Source organism: Novosphingobium sp. (assembly GCF_030696665.1).
Taxonomy (GTDB): domain Bacteria; phylum Pseudomonadota; class Alphaproteobacteria; order Sphingomonadales; family Sphingomonadaceae; genus Novosphingobium.
Map to the genome: position 1 here is coordinate 1 of NZ_JAUYRV010000003.1, position 17,010 is coordinate 17,010.

Annotated in this window: 15 protein-coding genes; 8 read left to right on the forward strand and 7 right to left on the reverse strand. The window is 62.4% G+C overall.

What is annotated here, in order from left to right; translation table 11 throughout:
* Positions 1-111 precede the first annotated feature (111 nt).
* The 3 genes from Q8R81_RS00420 (at position 112) to Q8R81_RS00430 (ending at position 2,971) form a co-directional block, all read left to right on the forward strand.
* Positions 112-1,509 carry a hypothetical protein gene (locus Q8R81_RS00420; protein WP_305615082.1) on the forward strand — a complete coding sequence of 466 codons (1,398 nt, stop codon included), beginning with the start codon at positions 112-114 and terminating at the stop codon, positions 1,507-1,509.
* A complete protein-coding gene (locus Q8R81_RS00425; protein WP_305615084.1) occupies positions 1,506-2,306 on the forward strand; it encodes a TIGR02391 family protein in 801 nt (266 codons plus the stop codon). The genes Q8R81_RS00420 and Q8R81_RS00425 overlap by 4 nt, the downstream gene beginning before the upstream one ends.
* Positions 2,307-2,374: 68 nt before the next feature.
* Positions 2,375-2,971, forward strand: coding sequence for a sce7726 family protein (locus Q8R81_RS00430; protein ID WP_305615086.1), 597 nt, complete (start codon positions 2,375-2,377; stop codon positions 2,969-2,971).
* Here Q8R81_RS00430 and Q8R81_RS00435 read toward each other — a convergent pair.
* From Q8R81_RS00435 to Q8R81_RS00460, 6 genes are all read right to left on the reverse strand, one after another.
* A complete protein-coding gene (locus Q8R81_RS00435; protein WP_305615088.1) occupies positions 2,928-4,013 on the reverse strand; it encodes a beta family protein in 1,086 nt (361 codons plus the stop codon). The two genes, Q8R81_RS00430 and Q8R81_RS00435, sit on opposite strands and share 44 nt — an antisense overlap.
* Before the next feature lie 11 nt (positions 4,014-4,024).
* Positions 4,025-5,290, reverse strand: a complete 1,266-nt coding sequence (locus Q8R81_RS00440; protein ID WP_305615089.1) for an XRE family transcriptional regulator — start codon at positions 5,288-5,290, stop codon at positions 4,025-4,027.
* Positions 5,287-5,754: a hypothetical protein gene (locus Q8R81_RS00445; RefSeq protein WP_305615091.1), complete on the reverse strand. Its 468-nt coding sequence runs from the start codon at positions 5,752-5,754 to the stop codon at positions 5,287-5,289. Before Q8R81_RS00445 ends, Q8R81_RS00440 begins: the two co-directional genes overlap by 4 nt.
* Before the next feature lie 83 nt (positions 5,755-5,837).
* Positions 5,838-7,097, reverse strand: coding sequence for a site-specific integrase (locus Q8R81_RS00450; protein ID WP_305615093.1), 1,260 nt, complete (start codon positions 7,095-7,097; stop codon positions 5,838-5,840).
* Positions 7,098-7,547: 450 nt separating this feature from the next.
* Positions 7,548-8,462, reverse strand: coding sequence for a ketopantoate reductase family protein (locus Q8R81_RS00455; RefSeq protein ID WP_305615095.1), 915 nt, complete (start codon positions 8,460-8,462; stop codon positions 7,548-7,550).
* A gap of 68 nt (positions 8,463-8,530) precedes the next feature.
* Entirely contained in the window at positions 8,531-9,427 is an 897-nt protein-coding gene (locus tag Q8R81_RS00460) for a LysR family transcriptional regulator (protein WP_305615097.1), read from the reverse strand.
* Between the two features lie 106 nt (positions 9,428-9,533).
* On the opposite strand from Q8R81_RS00460, the gene mdlC reads away from it, so the two are divergent.
* The 5 genes from mdlC to katG all read left to right on the forward strand — a co-directional run bounded on the left by mdlC (position 9,534) and on the right by katG (position 15,953).
* Positions 9,534-11,093 carry a benzoylformate decarboxylase gene (gene mdlC / locus Q8R81_RS00465; RefSeq protein WP_305615098.1) on the forward strand — a complete coding sequence of 520 codons (1,560 nt, stop codon included), beginning with the start codon at positions 9,534-9,536 and terminating at the stop codon, positions 11,091-11,093.
* The gene (locus Q8R81_RS00470; RefSeq protein ID WP_305615099.1) at positions 11,090-12,427 is read left to right on the forward strand and encodes an aromatic ring-hydroxylating dioxygenase subunit alpha; all 1,338 of its coding nucleotides are present in this window, start codon (positions 11,090-11,092) and stop codon (positions 12,425-12,427) included. Before mdlC ends, Q8R81_RS00470 begins: the two co-directional genes overlap by 4 nt.
* Positions 12,427-12,924, forward strand: a complete 498-nt coding sequence (locus tag Q8R81_RS00475) for an aromatic-ring-hydroxylating dioxygenase subunit beta (protein WP_305615100.1) — start codon at positions 12,427-12,429, stop codon at positions 12,922-12,924. The genes Q8R81_RS00470 and Q8R81_RS00475 overlap by 1 nt, the downstream gene beginning before the upstream one ends.
* A 15-nt stretch (positions 12,925-12,939) precedes the next feature.
* Positions 12,940-13,548, forward strand: a complete 609-nt coding sequence (locus tag Q8R81_RS00480; RefSeq protein WP_305615102.1) for a thioredoxin domain-containing protein — start codon at positions 12,940-12,942, stop codon at positions 13,546-13,548.
* Between the two features lie 167 nt (positions 13,549-13,715).
* The gene (gene katG, locus Q8R81_RS00485; protein WP_305615104.1) at positions 13,716-15,953 is read left to right on the forward strand and encodes a catalase/peroxidase HPI; all 2,238 of its coding nucleotides are present in this window, start codon (positions 13,716-13,718) and stop codon (positions 15,951-15,953) included.
* A gap of 74 nt (positions 15,954-16,027) precedes the next feature.
* Here the strand turns inward: katG and Q8R81_RS00490 are convergent, their stop codons facing one another.
* Positions 16,028-17,008: a nitronate monooxygenase family protein gene (locus Q8R81_RS00490; protein ID WP_305615106.1), complete on the reverse strand. Its 981-nt coding sequence runs from the start codon at positions 17,006-17,008 to the stop codon at positions 16,028-16,030.
* Positions 17,009-17,010: the final 2 nt, after the last annotated feature.

Genomic DNA, 17,010 nt, shown 5'->3' on the forward strand with positions numbered 1-17,010 from the left:
AGCGCGGCGAACCTTGAGATAAAGTTCCACTCTCTTCACCCTCCGCCTCCGCGCAAAGGCGAAGGTCTAGCAGGAGTGGCCCCTTTTTAATCCGGTGCTACCGTCCGATGAATGGCCCCTTTTATTGCCGGTGTTCTCACGATCGAGCAGCTGATGGCAATGCCCCGTGCTGGCTGGGAGCATTTGCGGACCCAGATCAATGTGCGCCGCCGCGAGGACCGCGACAGACCTCTAGCGAAGTGCCGGCTTTGTGAAGGTGGGATTTTCATCAGGGCACAAGCTGATCGGGGCGACCATATCCCGATGTACGCACATTACCCCGAAGCGAGCAGAGATTGCCCGTGGTACGAAGGCAACAATCTGCGTGAAGATGATGCTCGTGCAGCCCAATACCAAGGGCATCAGGAGTCTGCGCTACACCGCCGACTGTGCTCGACGATCGAGCAATTGGTCAAAGCTGACCCTCGCTGTTCGCACAGCGCGGTGAACACCTACCTGCGATCAGAAATCCATAAGCGCGGTCGGTGGCCTGATGTCTACACCGACCTGAGCGGCCTTGGTCGCTTCGCGCTGGAAGTGCAGTTGTCGAAGCCTTTCGCTCCAGAAGTCGCTGCCCGCCATGTGCACTATGATGCTGAGGGCATCGCCCTGGTATGGATCTTCAACAGCCTTGAAGAACCGATGCCGCAGGGATTCCATGATGTCGTAGCCATGCAGCGCGGCAATGCCTTTGTATTCGATGATGAGACGGAGGCCGCTTCGATCGAGCGCGGCACCCTTGTTCTCAAATGCTTCATGGAAAATGGCCATGGCGGCTGGCGCGAACCGCGGCTGGTCGTGCTGGATGATCTCCAGACTGGCACTGGTCGATCGGCATTTGTGGAAGATTGTCGATCGGAGGTTTTGAAGAAGCGCAGCAAGCAGGAGCGGGCGCGCTGGTGGGATGCTATGAAACTGGCCCGGGAAGAGCGGCCGAACTCACCGGAATATAGCAACCACTACGAAGACCCATGGTCGGACATGAAGTCGGGCGCTCCCGGTGTGTGGGAATGGGAGCGGGATTTCTGGCTCGAGCGGTCCCACCGCGCCCGTGCTCACACAGCGGTGCTTTACGCGATCTTGTGTTCGGTGGCGCACAGCGCAGCCGCCGGTCGCCCGGTTCTCCACATCACCAAGTTTTCCGGCGAGAGTGCGGTATTGTCCATGCTCAACAGCAAGCTGAGCGGATCCGACTTCAAGCATTGCGCCAGCCTGATCGAGACCTTTGTGGGTTCGACTTCCCTGTCTTACCTGCTTGAGAAGGATTCGCTCCGCCGGATCATCGCCGAAGCCAAGCAGAGCGAGGCTCAGGTGGATCAGAATCATGCCCTTTGGCGGATCATGGCCCGGCTTTTCCCGGAAGTGCTCGACGGTCTCGTGAGAGCAGAGTTGGCAGACCTCGGACAATTGCCCGACTGGGCGTCCCCACCATCGGCTGGGCCGGAAACTGAACTGGCGGTCGCGGAATGAAGAAGCTGTTTTCACAAGCCAAACTCGAGGCGATCGCCGGCGCACTTGGCGATACCGATGTGGGCTTGAAGGGCACCGAGATCGAAATGCTGATCGCCAGGTGCGAAATGACCGATCCTGGCCCGATCACGAAGCGTGTCAGGATCTATAATGCGTTCGCCGAGAGCCAGAACCGGAGCGGTGATCGGACCCGCGTGCTCGGCTTCATTCGGAATGCGATGAAGCCGGCGCGCTATGTACGCGACCCGGATCGCTTCGAACCCATGCGGACGAGTCTGAATTTTGCGTTGGCCTTCGCCGGGCTGGTGGTCACAGAAGCCGGTGAAATCGAGGTGGTGACCGTCGCCACGACGTTGCCTGAGGCCCAACGTCGCGCGAACGAACTGCGCTGCGACCTCGAAACGCGAGGCGTTCATGGGGACGTGCTGGCATTTTGCCGGGCAGAGCTGGTCGCCGACGACTATTTCCATGCGGTGCAGGAAGCGGTGAAGAGCGTCGCTGCGAAAATGAGGGCCAAGACAGGATTGACTGATGATGGCTCGACACTTGTCGATCGTGCTCTGGGCGGAACGCCGCCGATGATCGCGATCAACCCGCTTTCAAGCGAAAGCGAACGGGGTGAGCAGCGGGGATTTGCAAATCTCGTGCGTGGAACTTTCGGGATGTTCCGCAACCCAACGGCGCATGAGCCTCGCATCCACTGGCCGATGTCGAAGGGTGATGCCCAGGATCTTTTGACCTTGGTCTCGTTGATCCATCGCCGCCTCGATGCCAGCCATATGCCAGCCCGCGGATAGTGGTCCTGGCAGGGCCGGCGTAACATTGGCCGTTGCCACTCTGCTATAACCACGGCTATCGATTCGGCATGGCTTCGAGACCGCTTCGGGACAGTGATGTAAGGCAGGCCGCCTATCGGCGGTTGCTGACGCACGCCCAAGCCTGCCCCGACACTCTGGTCATCGATGAACTCGGCCTCGATCACGGCAGCTGCCGGATCGATATTGCCGTGATCAATGGTCACATTCGCGGCGTGGAAATCAAGAGTGAAGCTGACACCTTGGAGCGCTTGCCTCGGCAGGTGACCGCCTATGGCGAGGTCGTCGACAAGGCCTTGTTAATCGTCGATCCCAAACATCTTGCGTCGGCCATGACGATCGTGCCCGATTGGTGGGGCATCATGGTCGCTGAGCGCGGCACGACCCAAGGGGTGCGGTTCCGTCGCGTTCGACCGGAACGAGCAAACAAGGGCATCGATCCACTCGTTCTGGCCCGTCTGCTGTGGCGGCCTGAAGCGCAGGCGATCCTCAGAAGTCTTAGCGTTTCGGAGCGAGAACTCCGCGCGCCACGCGCGACGCTCTACAAGATGTTGGTGGATAGGCTGCCGCTGCGCCGTCTCTCGCAGATTGTCCGCGAAACTCTCAAGGCCCGAACATCGTGGCGAGATCGACCACCACTTTTGTGATGTGATGGTTCGAGCCGACCCACCGCCATGTGGTAAGGCTCCCGGTGCCGGCAATCCCGTCTCGACATTGCTCGATATAGTCGCTGCCGGGCGAGAAGCCCGAGCCCAGAAAATGGGCCGAGCCTGCGACGGTGCCGCTGCATCCCCGATACTGCCCGAAGCCGTTGTCACGCACGTTGACACCCTTGGCAATAATCCAGCCATCGTCGCAGGCATAACGGATCGTCGCCGAAGGCTTTACCTTCCTCATGTCCATCTGTGAGTACCCATTAGCGGCAATGGCATAATCAGCAAATGTCGGTTTGCGGACGGTCTCGCCCAGAGCAGCCAGGAGCGCCCGGAAAAACATCCATTCCCGCCGAGGCCAGAATTGGATCGGACCAGTGACCTCGGCCATGGATGCGGGAAATGATGTACCCGCGAGAATGAGGCTGCGCGCAGCCGCCATCACATTCGATGCCTGGATCGCAGCGGTGACGATGTTGATCAACACGTCCTGTGGATCCCATGCTGGTGCTTCGAGATCGAGGACGACATCGCAGTCGGCAATGGTCACACCGAGTTGCTGCAGCATTGTACCGACATTGGCGTCAAAAGCGGGATCCAAAGCTTCATCCAGAGAACAACGTAGTACCACTCCGGTCTGCATCATCACGTTCGCGGTCCTCACGGCCGAGCGATAGGCGGTGTTGTTGTCGAGCCTGATGACCGGGATAAGCGTTGCACCCCGTGCGGACGCCTCCTCGCACAGGAATTGCATTGGATGCTTACCGTCCTGCATTACCTCAGCCGGATCCAGCAGGCCGCAGTCGAGCAGCGCAAGGCGCGTTCCCCATTTCGCGCGAAAACGAGCGGCAAACTTTGCGACGTGATCGTCGATCGACTTCGAAGGAGTCCAAGTCTCGAAATCGAAATCGGGGGGTGTAACCTCGATAAGAGGAACGGTCCTGTCCTTGACGGCGTCCGGCAAGCGGAAGAGCGCCTGGTATTCGCCCTGCCGCCATTTGAGGATCGGAACGTAGTCGGTGTGCGTGATCGGCATTTCGTCGCCTCTCAGAGTTCGAACTGGCGGCGAACTTCGCCATTGCCAACGAGCGTGCGAAACAGGGTGTAGTCATTCGCATCTCGCCGGATCCGGCCGGCGATCACTGCAGGTGCCACACCGAAGCGCTTGGCGTCGGCCACGACCGCCTTGTCGTTGCGGGTGAAGCGCGACACAGCCAGGTTCCAGTTCGCCTCCGGGATCAAGGCCTCTTGCGCAAAATAGTCGGCATCCTGCTCAACCTTGTCAGATGCTGGCGAATCGTTGTCGTCAAAGATCGCCGAAAATTCACCCAACCGGATGTGCAGCTTCAGATGGCCGATCTCATGGAGCAGCGTGAACCAGAAGTTGTCGAGCCGGTCGTGACGCAGGGTCATCGCGACAATTGCATGATGATCGGCTGACGCCAGCGCAGCGCCGTCAAGCAATGTGCCTGGCAAGTGGCGTTCGATCACCAGCGATATGCCTGCATCGCGCAGGTAGTCGGCTGCGAGGCGCGGACCATTGTCTTCCAGACTGAGCCCGACGAGGCCGCGCACCCAGTCCGCGGTGAAACGGTCCCGATCAAACGCCCGGTCCGGGGGATTGCGATCGGCGAGTGTCCGAACCCGCGCTTCCCAAGCGGCAATAGCAGCCTCATGGACTTGTCCGCTCGATCGCACCGACTTGCGGTGCAGGGCCATCGGCACAAACTGCGAGTGAGCACCCTGTAGGAATGCCGGGATCAGCTCGCCAGCAGCTTTCTTGGCCTGCGGCAGCGTGCCCGAGAAGTCCTCGAACCAGCCACGCTTGAACATTTCGGCGAACGGGAATGCCTGCCAGACTGACGGATCGACGCTATCGAGCTTCGGGCTGCCGAGCAGTTGGGCGCGCTCGACGATGCGCACGTTCAGCGCGTCAGCCACCTCGGTGAGGCGGTCGAGACTTGCCATCCGGTAGCGGTCGGCTTCGTAGCGCTGGATCTGCTGTTCAGCGACGCCGAGGAAATCACCGAGATCCTTCTGGCTCATGCCGCGCGCGATGCGGGCCTGAATGAGGATATCGGGCAGGTCGTGCAAGCTGTCCGCCGAGAATTCAGAGATCTTGCCCGCGCGGAGGTCCTCGTAGAAGCCCACTTCCTCCTCGAGTTCGTCGATCTGGCTGCGCAGCGCCGACCGCTGTGCCTTCGCGAACACTTCAGGGAAGTCGCTGGTCGGCACCTCAAGCGCGGCAGCGGCTGCCGCCAGCTTCTCGACCGATGCCTTGGTCGACCTGTACTGCTTTTCGTTGGTGATCATGGCGTCGCTCCTTTCAGCGGCGCGAGCGGAATGCGGAGAATGCCCTTGGCCTGACCAGACGATTTCTCGACCTGGAAGAAGTCGAGGAAGGGGCCGCCCGGCCCGTTGGGCATTCCGGCAATGAACATCTCACCGAGGTATTTTGCTTTTTGCGCTGCTCGCTTGTTGTCGAAATCGAGAAGGACCGGGTCGAGCTTGGCCGGGTCGACCCCGGCATGCTCCCAGCATCCGTCGTAGTCGCCTGGATGCGGCTTCGCGGTCACGAAACTCCCATCAAGGTAGACGTAGCTGCACCCGGCGAGAGCCAAGGCCTGCGCCATGCGGACGAAGCCATCAAACAGCCACTTGCGGTGCGGTGTGGTCGCGAAGCGTGCCTCAACCTCATCAAGGGTCGTGTCGTGAATGCCAGGTGGCAGCACGGCCCAAGGGCAAGGGGAGCCCAACTCAATCAAATCCGGCATCATGAACACAACAATATAATTGTGTTATGCGTTTGTCGAGTCTGATTTTGTTCTCCCTCAGATACGAGGGAAACCGCAGATTTCCGCTAGGCCGCCAAACGCAGGATGGTCGATTCACGTCCATCGAGGAGGTTTGCGATCTTCATCGACACCCGCTCGACCGCGAGTCGCAGCGCTTCATCGATGTGGACATAGTTCTGCGTGGAACCCCGCGCGCCATGGCCGAGCAGTGCCTTGATGGTAAGTTCGGAGAAGCCCATGTCGCCGGCCACACTGCCGAAGGTGTGCCGCAGCACATGCGGTGTGACGCCCTTGATCCCTGCTATCGCGCATAGGGCGCGCAAGGTTTCGGGCACGCCCGAGTAGGGCCGGTCCACAAAGTCCGACGGGAAGAACAGCGACAGCCCGCGCTTCACTGGCAGGGTCTTCAACAGTTGGATCGCTGCCTGGCCAATCGGTCGTACTTGGCCATCGGTCTTGGTGTCAGGGAAGTGGACATATCCGCAGTCAGCGTGAAGCCAACCCCGTTCCATGCCAATGACCTCGGAGATCCGGTAACCGGTCAGCAGAAGGGCTCGCACGGCAGCGAGACCGGTCGGATTTTCCTCGTTCCGCTCCGCGACTTCCATCGCTTCGCCAAGCGCCCGGATCTCCGCGGCGCTGAGCCGACGAGTGCGAGCCTTTCCAGCGATCTTGCGTACGCCAGCTGCTGGGTTGTTTTCCACGATATCATAGCGGAGCGCATGGGAGAGGAGGCTTTGCAGCGTCGAGACCGCACGGCCGGCAACGCCAGGGCCACCGGCGGCCTTGCCGCCGCGTCCGCCTTCCTTGCGCGGCTTGGCAGTCTTCCCGGCAACGATGTCCATCTGCATTCTCTCGATGTCCGAGACGCGCAAAGCGCGGACTTGCCTCGAGCCGATAAGCGGAACGATATGAGTCTCGATCCGGCTGCGATCCATCGCCAGCGTTGAGGCTTTGATCGGCCTGTGCTTGCGCCCGAGGATTGTCCCGGCTTCGGCGTTTTCAAGATACCAGGTGCACACTTCCCGGATCGTGATGGCTGCGCGGGATTGCGCGCGTTCCTCAGCTGGGTCCGCGCCACCAACGACTGCTGCGAGCTTCACGATCACTTGCTTGCGTGCCTGCTCGACCGTGAGGACACCATACCGGCCGATCACGATCCTTCGGCTGCGTCCTTCCTCGTTTCGGTATTGCAGCACGAACGCCTTGAGGCCTGACGGAATGACCCGCACCCCAAAGCCACGCAGTTCAGAATCCCATAGGAACGCCTGCCCCGTCTCGGGGATCGCCAGAGCGTCGATGGATGTCTTGGTGAGCTTGCCCATGCCAGCGTGTCCTTTCGGACATTTTGCTTACACAAGCCGGAGTCCTTGGCAATGTACGCACAATGTAAGCGGGCAGGAAGAAACGGCAGGCCACGAACGGATTGCTCTGGCGTAGGATGAGTTCCAAATTATGACTTATATTCAGAAGGATGGCGTGGGTTGGCGCAGGTTGGGTTACACTCGGCGGATGTAATCCGGCATTTTGCCAAGGTTGGGGTCGAGGGTTCGAATCCCTTCGCCCGCTCCAGTTTCTTCTACAACAACATCGCTGAATTTGGGTGCATCGTATCCCTTCGGGGAACCCTCGAGTCTTTTGCTGGCTCTCCGCGCCAAAGCGCTACGAGCGCGGTTCGAATCCCTTCGCCCGCTCCAGTTTCTTCTTCAACAACATCGCTGAATTTGGGTGCATCGTATCCCTTCGGGGAACCCTCGAACCTATTGTTGGCTGCGCTATGAGCGCGGTTCGGCCATCCGCACAAGATCGGCCAGCAAGCGCGTGGTTGGCACTTCTACGCCCGCTTGCGCTGCGAACTTTTCTATCGCGCCGTTGATCGATTCGATCTCGGTCGGGCGACCGGCAATGCGGTCTTGCAGCATTGAGGGTTTGTGGGTGCGGTGGTTGGCGAGCGCGAAGTCGGTCTTGGCCATCAGGCGGGCGCGGTCCATCGGGATGCCAAGGGCGGCGGCGGTGGCGATGGTTTCGTCGAGCACTTGCTGCGCGATACGGCGGCCCTCCGCGCAGTCCAGCCCGCCGACCGGGAGGCCGGTGATGGTCGAGAGCGAATTCAACGCGGCGTTGAAGGCGACCTTTTCCCACACGGCGGATTGCACATTGGCATCGGCGGCGGCGTTGAGATGGCCTGCGTTGAGCAATGCTACCACCGCATCGGCATGGGCGTGCGCGTCTGTGTTGATACCGCCCAGCCAGATGTGGCCCTGCCCGTGCGAGGCGACTGCGTTCGGTCCTTCAAGGTCCGCCGGAAAATCCGTGACACCCCATAGAATACGCTTCTTTTCAAACACATCGGCAATAGCTTCGACATTGCCAAGGCCGTTCTGCAAGGTCAGCGCGAGGCAGCGCCCGTCATCCAGATGCGCGACCGAACGGATCGCGGCGGCGCTTTGCATGCCCTTGGTCATCAGGATCACCAGATCGACTGGACCTGTCACATCAGCAGCCAGCGCTGCGCCCACTTTTGCGATGTGATGCCCGGCATCGTCATGCAGGTTGATGCCCTCACGCCCGATCAGGTCCAGCCGCTGTGCGCTGACATCGACAACGGTCACATCCTGTCCGCCCAACGCCAGCCGCGCGGCAAACAGGCAGCCCATCGCTCCGGCACCAACAACCACCACTTTGCCCATGTCTCAAAGCCCTCTCACGTGTGTGCGCGAGTGTCCTTGCGATTCGCAGCAGCCGTCAACAGCCGGATTTAGGGGGCCGATTGCAGCGGGAAATAATCGAGGAACTGGCGCGCCGCGCGGGGCAGCAGGCCCGACCGCCTGCGGTAGAGCAGGAACCTGCGCGTGCGCTCCATCGCAGGAACATCCAGCCTGCGCATGGTGGCGTTGGCGAGGTGCGCGGCCAGCAGCGGTTCGGGCAGCCAGCACAGCAGATTGCTGCTGGCACTCACGGCGATCATGGTTTCCACCGATGACGCTTCCACCGCAACGGAGGGCGACGGCAGGCCCAGCCCCGCACAGATCGTGTCGAACTGGATGCGCGGGGTCATTGCCCGGCCCGGCATGACCCAGCCTTGGGTGGCCAGTTGCTCCAAAGCGGGCTGATGCGGCAAGGGGTTCGTCCGCGCGCAGAACACCGCGAAACCGTCGGTGTAATCGCATGTGCCGATCAGCTCGACGCCTGCCGGATCAAGTTCGCTGGCGGTCACGGCAAGGTCTATCCGCCGCCCGACCAGCGCATCGCCGAGTTCACCGTCCACCGCCTCTATCGCTTCGGCGGTCAATTGCGGGAAGTCCTGCAGCAACCGGCCGAGCGACTGCGCGACCAGAGTTCGCATCACGGCGGCAACCGCCCCGATCCGCACTGTTCCCCGGCGAAGCCCCCGCAAGGCATCAAGTTCAGCGCGGGCGGCGAGCATTTCGGATTGGAGCAGCCGCGCGTGCGGCAGCAGCGCCTCGCCCGCCACGGTCAGTGTCATGCCCTTGCTCTGGCGTTCGAACAAGGGATGACCGAGGCCCTGCTCCATGCGCTGGATCACCCGGCTGAGCGAGGGTTGGGTAAGGTGCACCAGCGCGGCGGCGCGGCCAAGGCTGCCGGTTTCCGCCACGGCCAGGAAAGCGCGCAACTGACGTTGATCCAGGTCCATGCAATATCTGTATGACTTTCAGCCAAATATGCAATTGCATCTATCGCGCTCGAACAACACACTGCGGACCACAAGCCGAAATCGGCGCGAACACCTGGGAGACTTTATGCCGACCGTCCGCCACGCCACCGTTGCGCTGCTGCGCGAGCTGGGCATGACCACGATCTTCGGCAATCCGGGATCGACCGAACTGCCCATGTTCCGGGATTTTCCTGATGACTTCCGCTATGTGATGGGGCTTCACGAATCCGTCGTGCTGGGCATGGCCGATGGCTTTGCCCAAGGGACGCGCAACGCCGCGCTGGTCAATCTGCACAGCTCTGCGGGGACGGGCCATGCGCTGGGCAACCTTTTCACCGCGTGGAAGAACCAGACGCCGCTGGTGGTAACCGCCGGACAGCAGGCGCGATCGATCCTGCCCTATGAGCCGTTCCTGTTTGCCGAGCGACCCACCGAATTTCCCCGGCCATTCGTGAAGTGGGCTTGCGAACCGGCGCGCGCGCAGGACGTGCCAGCCGCTATCGAGCGTGCCTATCACGTGGCGATGGAGCCGCCTTATGGTCCCACGTTCGTCTCCATCCCCATCGATGATTGGGACCAGCCGTGCGATCCGCACCCCGCGCGGCGCATCCATGCGCGGCGTGTGCCCGAGCGCGCCGCTATTGACGAATGCGGCGCGGCGCTGGCCAAGGCGCGTGCGCCCGCGCTGGTCGTCGGCGCAGGCGTAGCCCGCGATGGCGCGTGGGATGCGGTGATTGCGCTGGCCGAGCGGCACAAGGCAGCGGTGTGGGTCGCGCCAATGTCTGCGCGGTGCAGTTTCCCCGAGGATCACCCGCTGTTCGCCGGGTTCCTGACGGCAGGGCGTGAGGCGATTGTCGGCGCGCTTTCAGCCCACGATTTCGTGCTGGCGCTGGGTGGCCCGATGAACCTGTATCACGTGGAAGGCGCAGGCCCGCACATGCCGGAGGGTGCCGAAGTCTGGCTGATCGGCGACAATCATGTCCACGCTGCATGGGCACCGGCAGGCACGGCCATCGTCGCGAATTGCGATGCTGCACTGGCGATGCTGCTGGAAGGTCCGGCCCCGGCGATGGAGCGTGCCTCACCCGCGCCCTGCCCGCGTCCGGCACGCTTGGACGGCAGCGTGATGACAGACCGCTATGTGCTCCAACAGATCGCATCGCTGCGCCCGCATGGCGCGATCATAGTGGAAGAAGCGCCTTCCAGCCGGGGACCGATGCACGACCATCTGCCCATCGTGGGGCGTGATACGTTCTATACCACGGCCAGCGGTGGGCTGGGGCATGGCCTGCCCGCAGCGGTCGGCATGGCGCTGGCGCGGCGCGACGAAAAGGTGGTGGCGGTGCTGGGCGATGGTTCGGCGATGTATGCCATTCAGGGCCTGCACGCGGCGGCGCAACTGGGGCTGCCGATCAGCTTCGTGATCCTGAAGAACGGGCGATATGAAGCGCTGCACAGCTTCGGACGGCACTTCGGGATGCAGAGCCTTGTTGGCACGCAGTTCCCCGAACTCGATTTCTGCGCGCTGGCGCAAGGGCATGGCGTGGTTTCGCGCCGGGCGGAGGACGCCGCCACGCTTGATGCGGCGCTGCAATGGTCCTTCGCGGCTGACGGACCGACTCTGGTGGAGGCAGTGGTAGCATGAGCATCGACACAGCCGCCTATGTCGACGACCGGCCCGACGAGGGCATTTTCCGCGTCAACCGCGCGATCTTTACCGACGAGCAGGTGTTCGAGGCCGAGATGGCGCGGATCTTCGAAGGCGGATGGGTGTTCCTCGGGCTGGAAGCGCAGGCCCCCGCTCCACACGACTTCTTCACCACCTTTGCCGGGCGCGTGCCCATTCTAGTGCAGCGCGACGGCGAAGGGCAGTTGCGCGCTTTCGTCAATTCCTGCCCGCACAAGGGTGCGCGGCTGGCGCAGACGCAATCGGGCAACGCACGGCTGCACGTGTGCCCCTATCACAGCTGGAGCTTTGACAGTGCGGGCCGCAGCAAGGCGGTGAAATGGCAGAAGGCGGGCTGCTACAGCGCCGCGTTCGACCAGCAAGACCACGGGCTGGCCGCCGTTCCTTGCTTTGAAAACTATCGCGGCTTCCTGTTCGGCAGCCTGTCCGCCGATGTACCGTCGCTGGCCGACTATCTGGGCGAGGCGGCCAAGCTGCTCGATCTGGTGGCCGACCAGAGCGAGGAGGGTGCCGAACTGGTGCCGGGGCAGGTGACGTTCACCTATCAGGCAAACTGGAAACTGCAGCTGGAGAACTGTTCGGACGCCTATCACTTCACGTCCGCGCACCCTTCGTACATCCGCGTGCTGGAACGGCGACAGCAGGAGACCAGCGGCGAAGTGGTCGCCTCGGTGTGGGAGAACAGCGACTACTGGAAGGAAGAAACGCAAGGCGTGGGCGGCGGCAGCTATTCGTTCCCCAATGGCCACGTGCTGAACTGGGGCGTGTTCGGCATTACGCCTGCGATCCCGCTTTATGAAAGCGCCGCCGTGCTGGCGGAGCGGCACGGCGAGGGCAAGCGCGACTGGATGTTCAACATGCGCAACCTGACGATCTTTCCCAACCTGCAAGTGGCGGAAAACGCATCGAGCCAGCTGCGCGTGATCCGCCCGATTGGCCCCGGCCTCACCGAAATGCGCACATGGTGCATTGCACCCAAAGGCGAAAGCGACGCCGCCCGCCGCCAGCGCATCCGGCAGTACGAGGATTTCTTCAATCCCACTGGCATGGCCACGCCTGATGACACAGTGAGTTATGAGAACTGCCAGATCGGCTATGCCGGAAGGGTCGATCCGTGGCTGCAAGGCTATGCGCGCGGGATGACCGCATCGGTGGAAGGCGGAAACCGCTTTTCCGACCGCATCGGGCTGACGCCTGCGCGCAGCGTGCTGGCGGATTCACAGTTGTGCGACGAAACGCTCTACCATGCTTACTATAGAGCATGGGCAGAGCGCATGGGAGGCGCTGAGTGATGGCTACATTGACCCGCTCCCAAGCCGAGGAACTGCTGTTCCGCGAGGCGCTGCTGATCGATACGCGCCGCTATGACGAATGGCTGGCGATGTTCACGCCCGACATCGAATTCTGGATGCCCGCGTGGCGCAATGAAACCGAGACGACCACCGACCCGGACCGCGAGCTTTCGCTCATCTACTACAAGGGCCGCCGCAATCTGGAGGACCGGGTGATGCGGCTGACGTCCGGCCTGTCTACCGCTTCCTCCCCACCGCCGCGCGTGGTGCATGTTATCAGCAATGTGCTGCTGACGGCGGGCGATGCGGACACGGCAGAGGTGAGTGCGGTGTTCACCTGCCACCGCTTCGATGTGCGGATGAACCGGACGGAATGCTTCTTCGGGCGCTATGAATACGCGCTTCGGCGTGAGAGCGAGGCATGGCTGATCGTGCGCAAGAAGATCGTGCTGCTCAATGACGTGATCCCCACGGTGGTGGACATTACATCGATCTGAAGGCACGGGTTGCGTATGAAACTCCCCGTCTTTCATGCTGCAATCGCCGCTGCCCTGCTGACCTTCGCGCCCCCTGCCATCGCGCGCGAAACCGCGTTCCCGGCAATGTCGGAAGAGGCGCTCGCACCCAAGACGACGCCCAAGGGCTATGACGTGACGGTCATCGTCTTTTCTGATTATGGCTGCCCCTATTGCAAGAAGCTGCACGGCACGCTGGCGCAATTGCTGGCACGTGATCGCAAGGTGCGGATCGTGTGGCGCGACTGGCCGATCTTTGGCGAGGCCTCGCTGCTGGCCGCCCGCGCGGCCATTGCCAGCCAGTGGCAGGGCAAACACGCCGCGTTTAACGCCGCGATGTTTGCGCAGCCTGGGCGCGTAACCGAAGCCTCTGTGCAGGCCGCTGCGAAGGCGGCGGGCGTAGACTGGGCACGGTTGCAGCAGGACATGAAGGCGCGCGCCAAGGAGATCGACACGGTGATCGGCCGCAGCAATGCCGGGGCCAAGGCGCTCGAGTTTCATGGAACGCCGGGGCTGCTGATTGGCAACGCGCGTTTCGGCGGTGCCGCGTCGCTCACCCAGTTGATGGAAGCAGTGGCGCAGGCCCGAAAGAGCGGCTTGGGCTGACACCGGATGCTGCGCTGCAATATCGGGTTTATTGCTGAATTGCGGCACATTCAGCGGTTTTGTCGATAACTGTGATGAGGCAAACCCGTTGGGCAGCCTTTCCGAACTGACATATCCCTCCTCCCAGCCCGCGTTCATGCGTGGGAAAAACAGGAGGAGAGTCAGCCATGACAATCAGGAAATTCACTTTGGCCGCCTTGCTGGCCGCCGGTTCCGTGCTGGCGTTGACCGGTGCTGCCCATGCGCAGGACGGCGGGGCATCGCCGGTCATTTCAGAAGGCACTGCGACCAAGGAATGGTGGCCCAAGAGCGTAGACCTTACCGCGCTTCGCCAGAACGAGGCCGTCAACGCCAATCCATATGGCCCGGATTTTGATTACGCCAAGGAGTTCACCTCGCTCGATCTTGATGCGGTGAAGGCCGACATCCGCCAGACACTGAAAACGTCGCAGCCGTGGTGGCCGGCGGACTATGGCCACTATGGCCCGTTCTTCATCCGCATGGCGTGGCACAGCGCAGGCACCTATCGCACCGCTGACGGGCGTGGCGGGTCTGACGGCGGCGAGCAGCGCTTTGAACCGCTCAATTCGTGGCCCGACAACGTCAGCCTCGACAAGGCGCGCCGCCTCGTCTGGCCGATCAAGCAGAAGTATGGCCGTAAGCTTTCGTGGGGCGATCTGATGGTGCTTTCAGGCACGGTCGCCATGGAAGACATGGGCTTCAAGACGCTGGGCTTTGCCGGTGGCCGCGTGGATGCATGGCAGCCGGATCTGGTGTTCTGGGGACCAGAAACCAAGATGCTGGACGACAAGCGTCGTGACGGCAAAGGCAACCTGAAGGGACCGCTGGGCGCAACGCAGATGGGCCTGATCTATGTGAACCCCGAAGGCCCGGGCGGCGTGCCCGATCCACTGGCCGCCGCCAATGACATCCGCCGCGCGTTCGGCGCGATGGCGATGAACGACGAGGAAACCGCCGCGCTGATTGTGGGCGGTCACACCTTTGGCAAGGCGCACGGCGCGCACAAGCCAGAGGAATGCGTGGCGGGCGATCCGGGCATGGGCAAGATCGAACAGCAGGGCATGGGCTGGGCCAACAAGTGCGGCAAGGGCAATGCCGAGGACACCGTTTCGAGCGGCCTTGAAGGCGCATGGTCGGCCAATCCGATTGCATGGAGCAGCCAGTATCTGGACAACCTCTACGGCTTCGAATGGGTAAAGACGAAAAGCCCGGCAGGCGCAACGCAGTGGATTCCCAAAGACCCTGCAGCGGCAACGCTGGTGCCCGACGCCCACCGCGCCGATGTGCGTCACGCACCGATCATGTTCACCACCGACATCGCGATGCGTGAAGACCCCGGCTTCCGCAAGATCACGATGGCATGGCAGAAGAACCCCGATGCGCTGGCCGATGCCTTTGCCCGCGCATGGTTCAAGCTGACGCACCGCGATATGGGTCCGCAGGCGCGCTATCTCGGCAAGGACGCGCCCAAGGTGACGCTGGCATGGCAAGACCCGCTGCCAGCAGCCACCTATGCCCCGGTCGATGCCGGTGACATTGCGCAGCTGAAAGGCAGCATCCTGTCATCCGGCCTGACCACGGCGGAACTGGTGCGCACGGCATGGGCCTCGGCCTCGTCGTTCCGCGCAACGGACATGCGCGGCGGTGCCAATGGCGCGCGTCTGCGGCTTGCCCCGCAAAAGGACTGGGCGGTGAACGATCCGGCTGAGGTGGCCAAGGTCACGGCCAAGCTGGACGCCATTCGCACCACCTTCAACAAGGGCGCCAAGGGCGGCAAGCAGGTGAGCCTCGCCGATCTGATGGTGCTGGGCGGCAATGCGGCCATCGAACAGGCCGCAAAGGCTGCCGGGCAGGACGTGACCGTGCCGTTCACGCCGGGCCGCGTCGATGCCACGCAAGCACAGACCGACGTGGATTCGTTCAACTTCCTCCAGCCAAAGGCCGATGCCTTCCGCAACTACTATGCGGCAGATTCGTTCTATGCGCCGGTTGAAGCGATGGTCGACAAGGCCGATCTGCTGGGTCTGACCGTGCCTGAACTGACCGTGCTGGTGGGCGGCATGCGCACGCTGGGCGCAAATGCCGGTGGTTCGAAGGCCGGCGTATTCACCGACCGTCCGGGCACGCTGACCAACGACTTCTTCACCAACCTGCTGTCGATGGACACGGTTTGGGCGAAGGCAGCAACGCCGGGCCTCTATGAAGGCAAGGCGCGCAACGGCGGCGCGGTGAAGTGGACCGCAACCCCGGTTGACCTCGTGTTCGGTTCCAATTCGGAACTGCGCGCTGTGGCCGAAGTCTATGCCTCAAGCGATGCCAAGGACAAGTTCACGGCCGACTTCGTGGCGGCGTGGACCAAAGTGATGAACGCCGACCGCTTCTAAGCGCGCGGCATTCCTGTCCGGTGCCTCCGGACAGAGCGGCGGCGGGGCATTGCTCCGCCGCCGTTTCTATTTCCTCAGGCAATGAACCCCGCAAGCCGCCCCTTGATGATCGCTTCGGCATCGCTGACGATGCGCGAGACCAGTTCCTCGCAGGTCGGCAGATCATGGATCAGGCCCTGCACCATCCCGGCCCAGAACACGCCCTTGTCCATCTCGCCCGTGCGCAGCATCTCGCGCCCGGCCACGCCTGCCACCAGTTCCTTCACATCGTCGAACGTCGCACCGGGCTGCTCCAGTCGCCGCGCCACTTCTTCGGACACCGGACTGCGGCCCACGCGCGCGGTGTTCTTCAATTTGCGGAAGATCAGCAGGCTGCCGCGCTCGTCATTGTCGATATAGGCCTGCTTGATATTCGGGTGGATCGGCGCTTCCTGCGTCGCGCAAAAACGCGTGCCCATGTTGATGCCATCGGCACCCAGCGCCAGCGCAGCGGCAAGCCCGCGCCCATCGCCAAAGCCGCCGCTGGCCAGCATCGGGATCTTCACCTTGTCCGCCGCTGCCGGGATCAGGATAAGGCCCGGAATGTCGTCCTCGCCGGGGTGGCCCGCGCATTCGAAGCCATCGATGGAGATGACATCGCAACCGGCCCGTTCGGCAGACAGCGCGTGGCGCACGGCGGTGCATTTGTGCAGCACGGTCACGCCATGCGGCTTGAGCATTTCCCAGATTTCGCGCACCGCCTGCGTGCCTGCGGTCTCCACCACTTTCACGCCGCCATCAATGATCGCCTGGGCATAGGCCTTGTAATCCGGCGCATTTATCGTGGGGAACACGGTCATGTTCACGCCGAACGGCTTGGCCGTCATCGCGCTGCACCGCTCAATCTCGGCGCGCAAGGCTTCGGGGCTGGGCTGGGTCAGCGCGGTCAGGATGCCAAGCCCGCCCGCGTTGGAAACCGCGCTGGCAAGCTCTGCCGTGCCCACGCCCTGCATCCCGCCTTGCACGATCGGATGTTCGATACCGAGGATCTCGGTGATGCGCGTTTTCAGTGCCATAG

Bases quoted from the DNA above. Each gene is read 5' to 3' on its own strand.
- Q8R81_RS00420 (WP_305615082.1), top strand. From the start codon at position 112: ATGGCCCCTTTTATTGCCGGTGTTCTCACGATCGAGCAGCTGATGGCA.
- Q8R81_RS00425 (WP_305615084.1), top strand. From the start codon at position 1,506: ATGAAGAAGCTGTTTTCACAAGCCAAACTCGAGGCGATCGCCGGCGCA.
- Q8R81_RS00430 (WP_305615086.1), top strand. From the start codon at position 2,375: ATGGCTTCGAGACCGCTTCGGGACAGTGATGTAAGGCAGGCCGCCTAT.
- Q8R81_RS00435 (WP_305615088.1), bottom strand. From the start codon at position 4,013: ATGCCGATCACGCACACCGACTACGTTCCGATCCTCAAATGGCGGCAG.
- Q8R81_RS00440 (WP_305615089.1), bottom strand. From the start codon at position 5,290: ATGATCACCAACGAAAAGCAGTACAGGTCGACCAAGGCATCGGTCGAG.
- Q8R81_RS00445 (WP_305615091.1), bottom strand. From the start codon at position 5,754: ATGATGCCGGATTTGATTGAGTTGGGCTCCCCTTGCCCTTGGGCCGTG.
- Q8R81_RS00450 (WP_305615093.1), bottom strand. From the start codon at position 7,097: ATGGGCAAGCTCACCAAGACATCCATCGACGCTCTGGCGATCCCCGAG.
- Q8R81_RS00455 (WP_305615095.1), bottom strand. From the start codon at position 8,462: ATGGGCAAAGTGGTGGTTGTTGGTGCCGGAGCGATGGGCTGCCTGTTT.
- Q8R81_RS00460 (WP_305615097.1), bottom strand. From the start codon at position 9,427: ATGGACCTGGATCAACGTCAGTTGCGCGCTTTCCTGGCCGTGGCGGAA.
- mdlC (WP_305615098.1), top strand. From the start codon at position 9,534: ATGCCGACCGTCCGCCACGCCACCGTTGCGCTGCTGCGCGAGCTGGGC.
- Q8R81_RS00470 (WP_305615099.1), top strand. From the start codon at position 11,090: ATGAGCATCGACACAGCCGCCTATGTCGACGACCGGCCCGACGAGGGC.
- Q8R81_RS00475 (WP_305615100.1), top strand. From the start codon at position 12,427: ATGGCTACATTGACCCGCTCCCAAGCCGAGGAACTGCTGTTCCGCGAG.
- Q8R81_RS00480 (WP_305615102.1), top strand. From the start codon at position 12,940: ATGAAACTCCCCGTCTTTCATGCTGCAATCGCCGCTGCCCTGCTGACC.
- katG (WP_305615104.1), top strand. From the start codon at position 13,716: ATGACAATCAGGAAATTCACTTTGGCCGCCTTGCTGGCCGCCGGTTCC.
- Q8R81_RS00490 (WP_305615106.1), bottom strand. From the start codon at position 17,008: ATGGCACTGAAAACGCGCATCACCGAGATCCTCGGTATCGAACATCCG.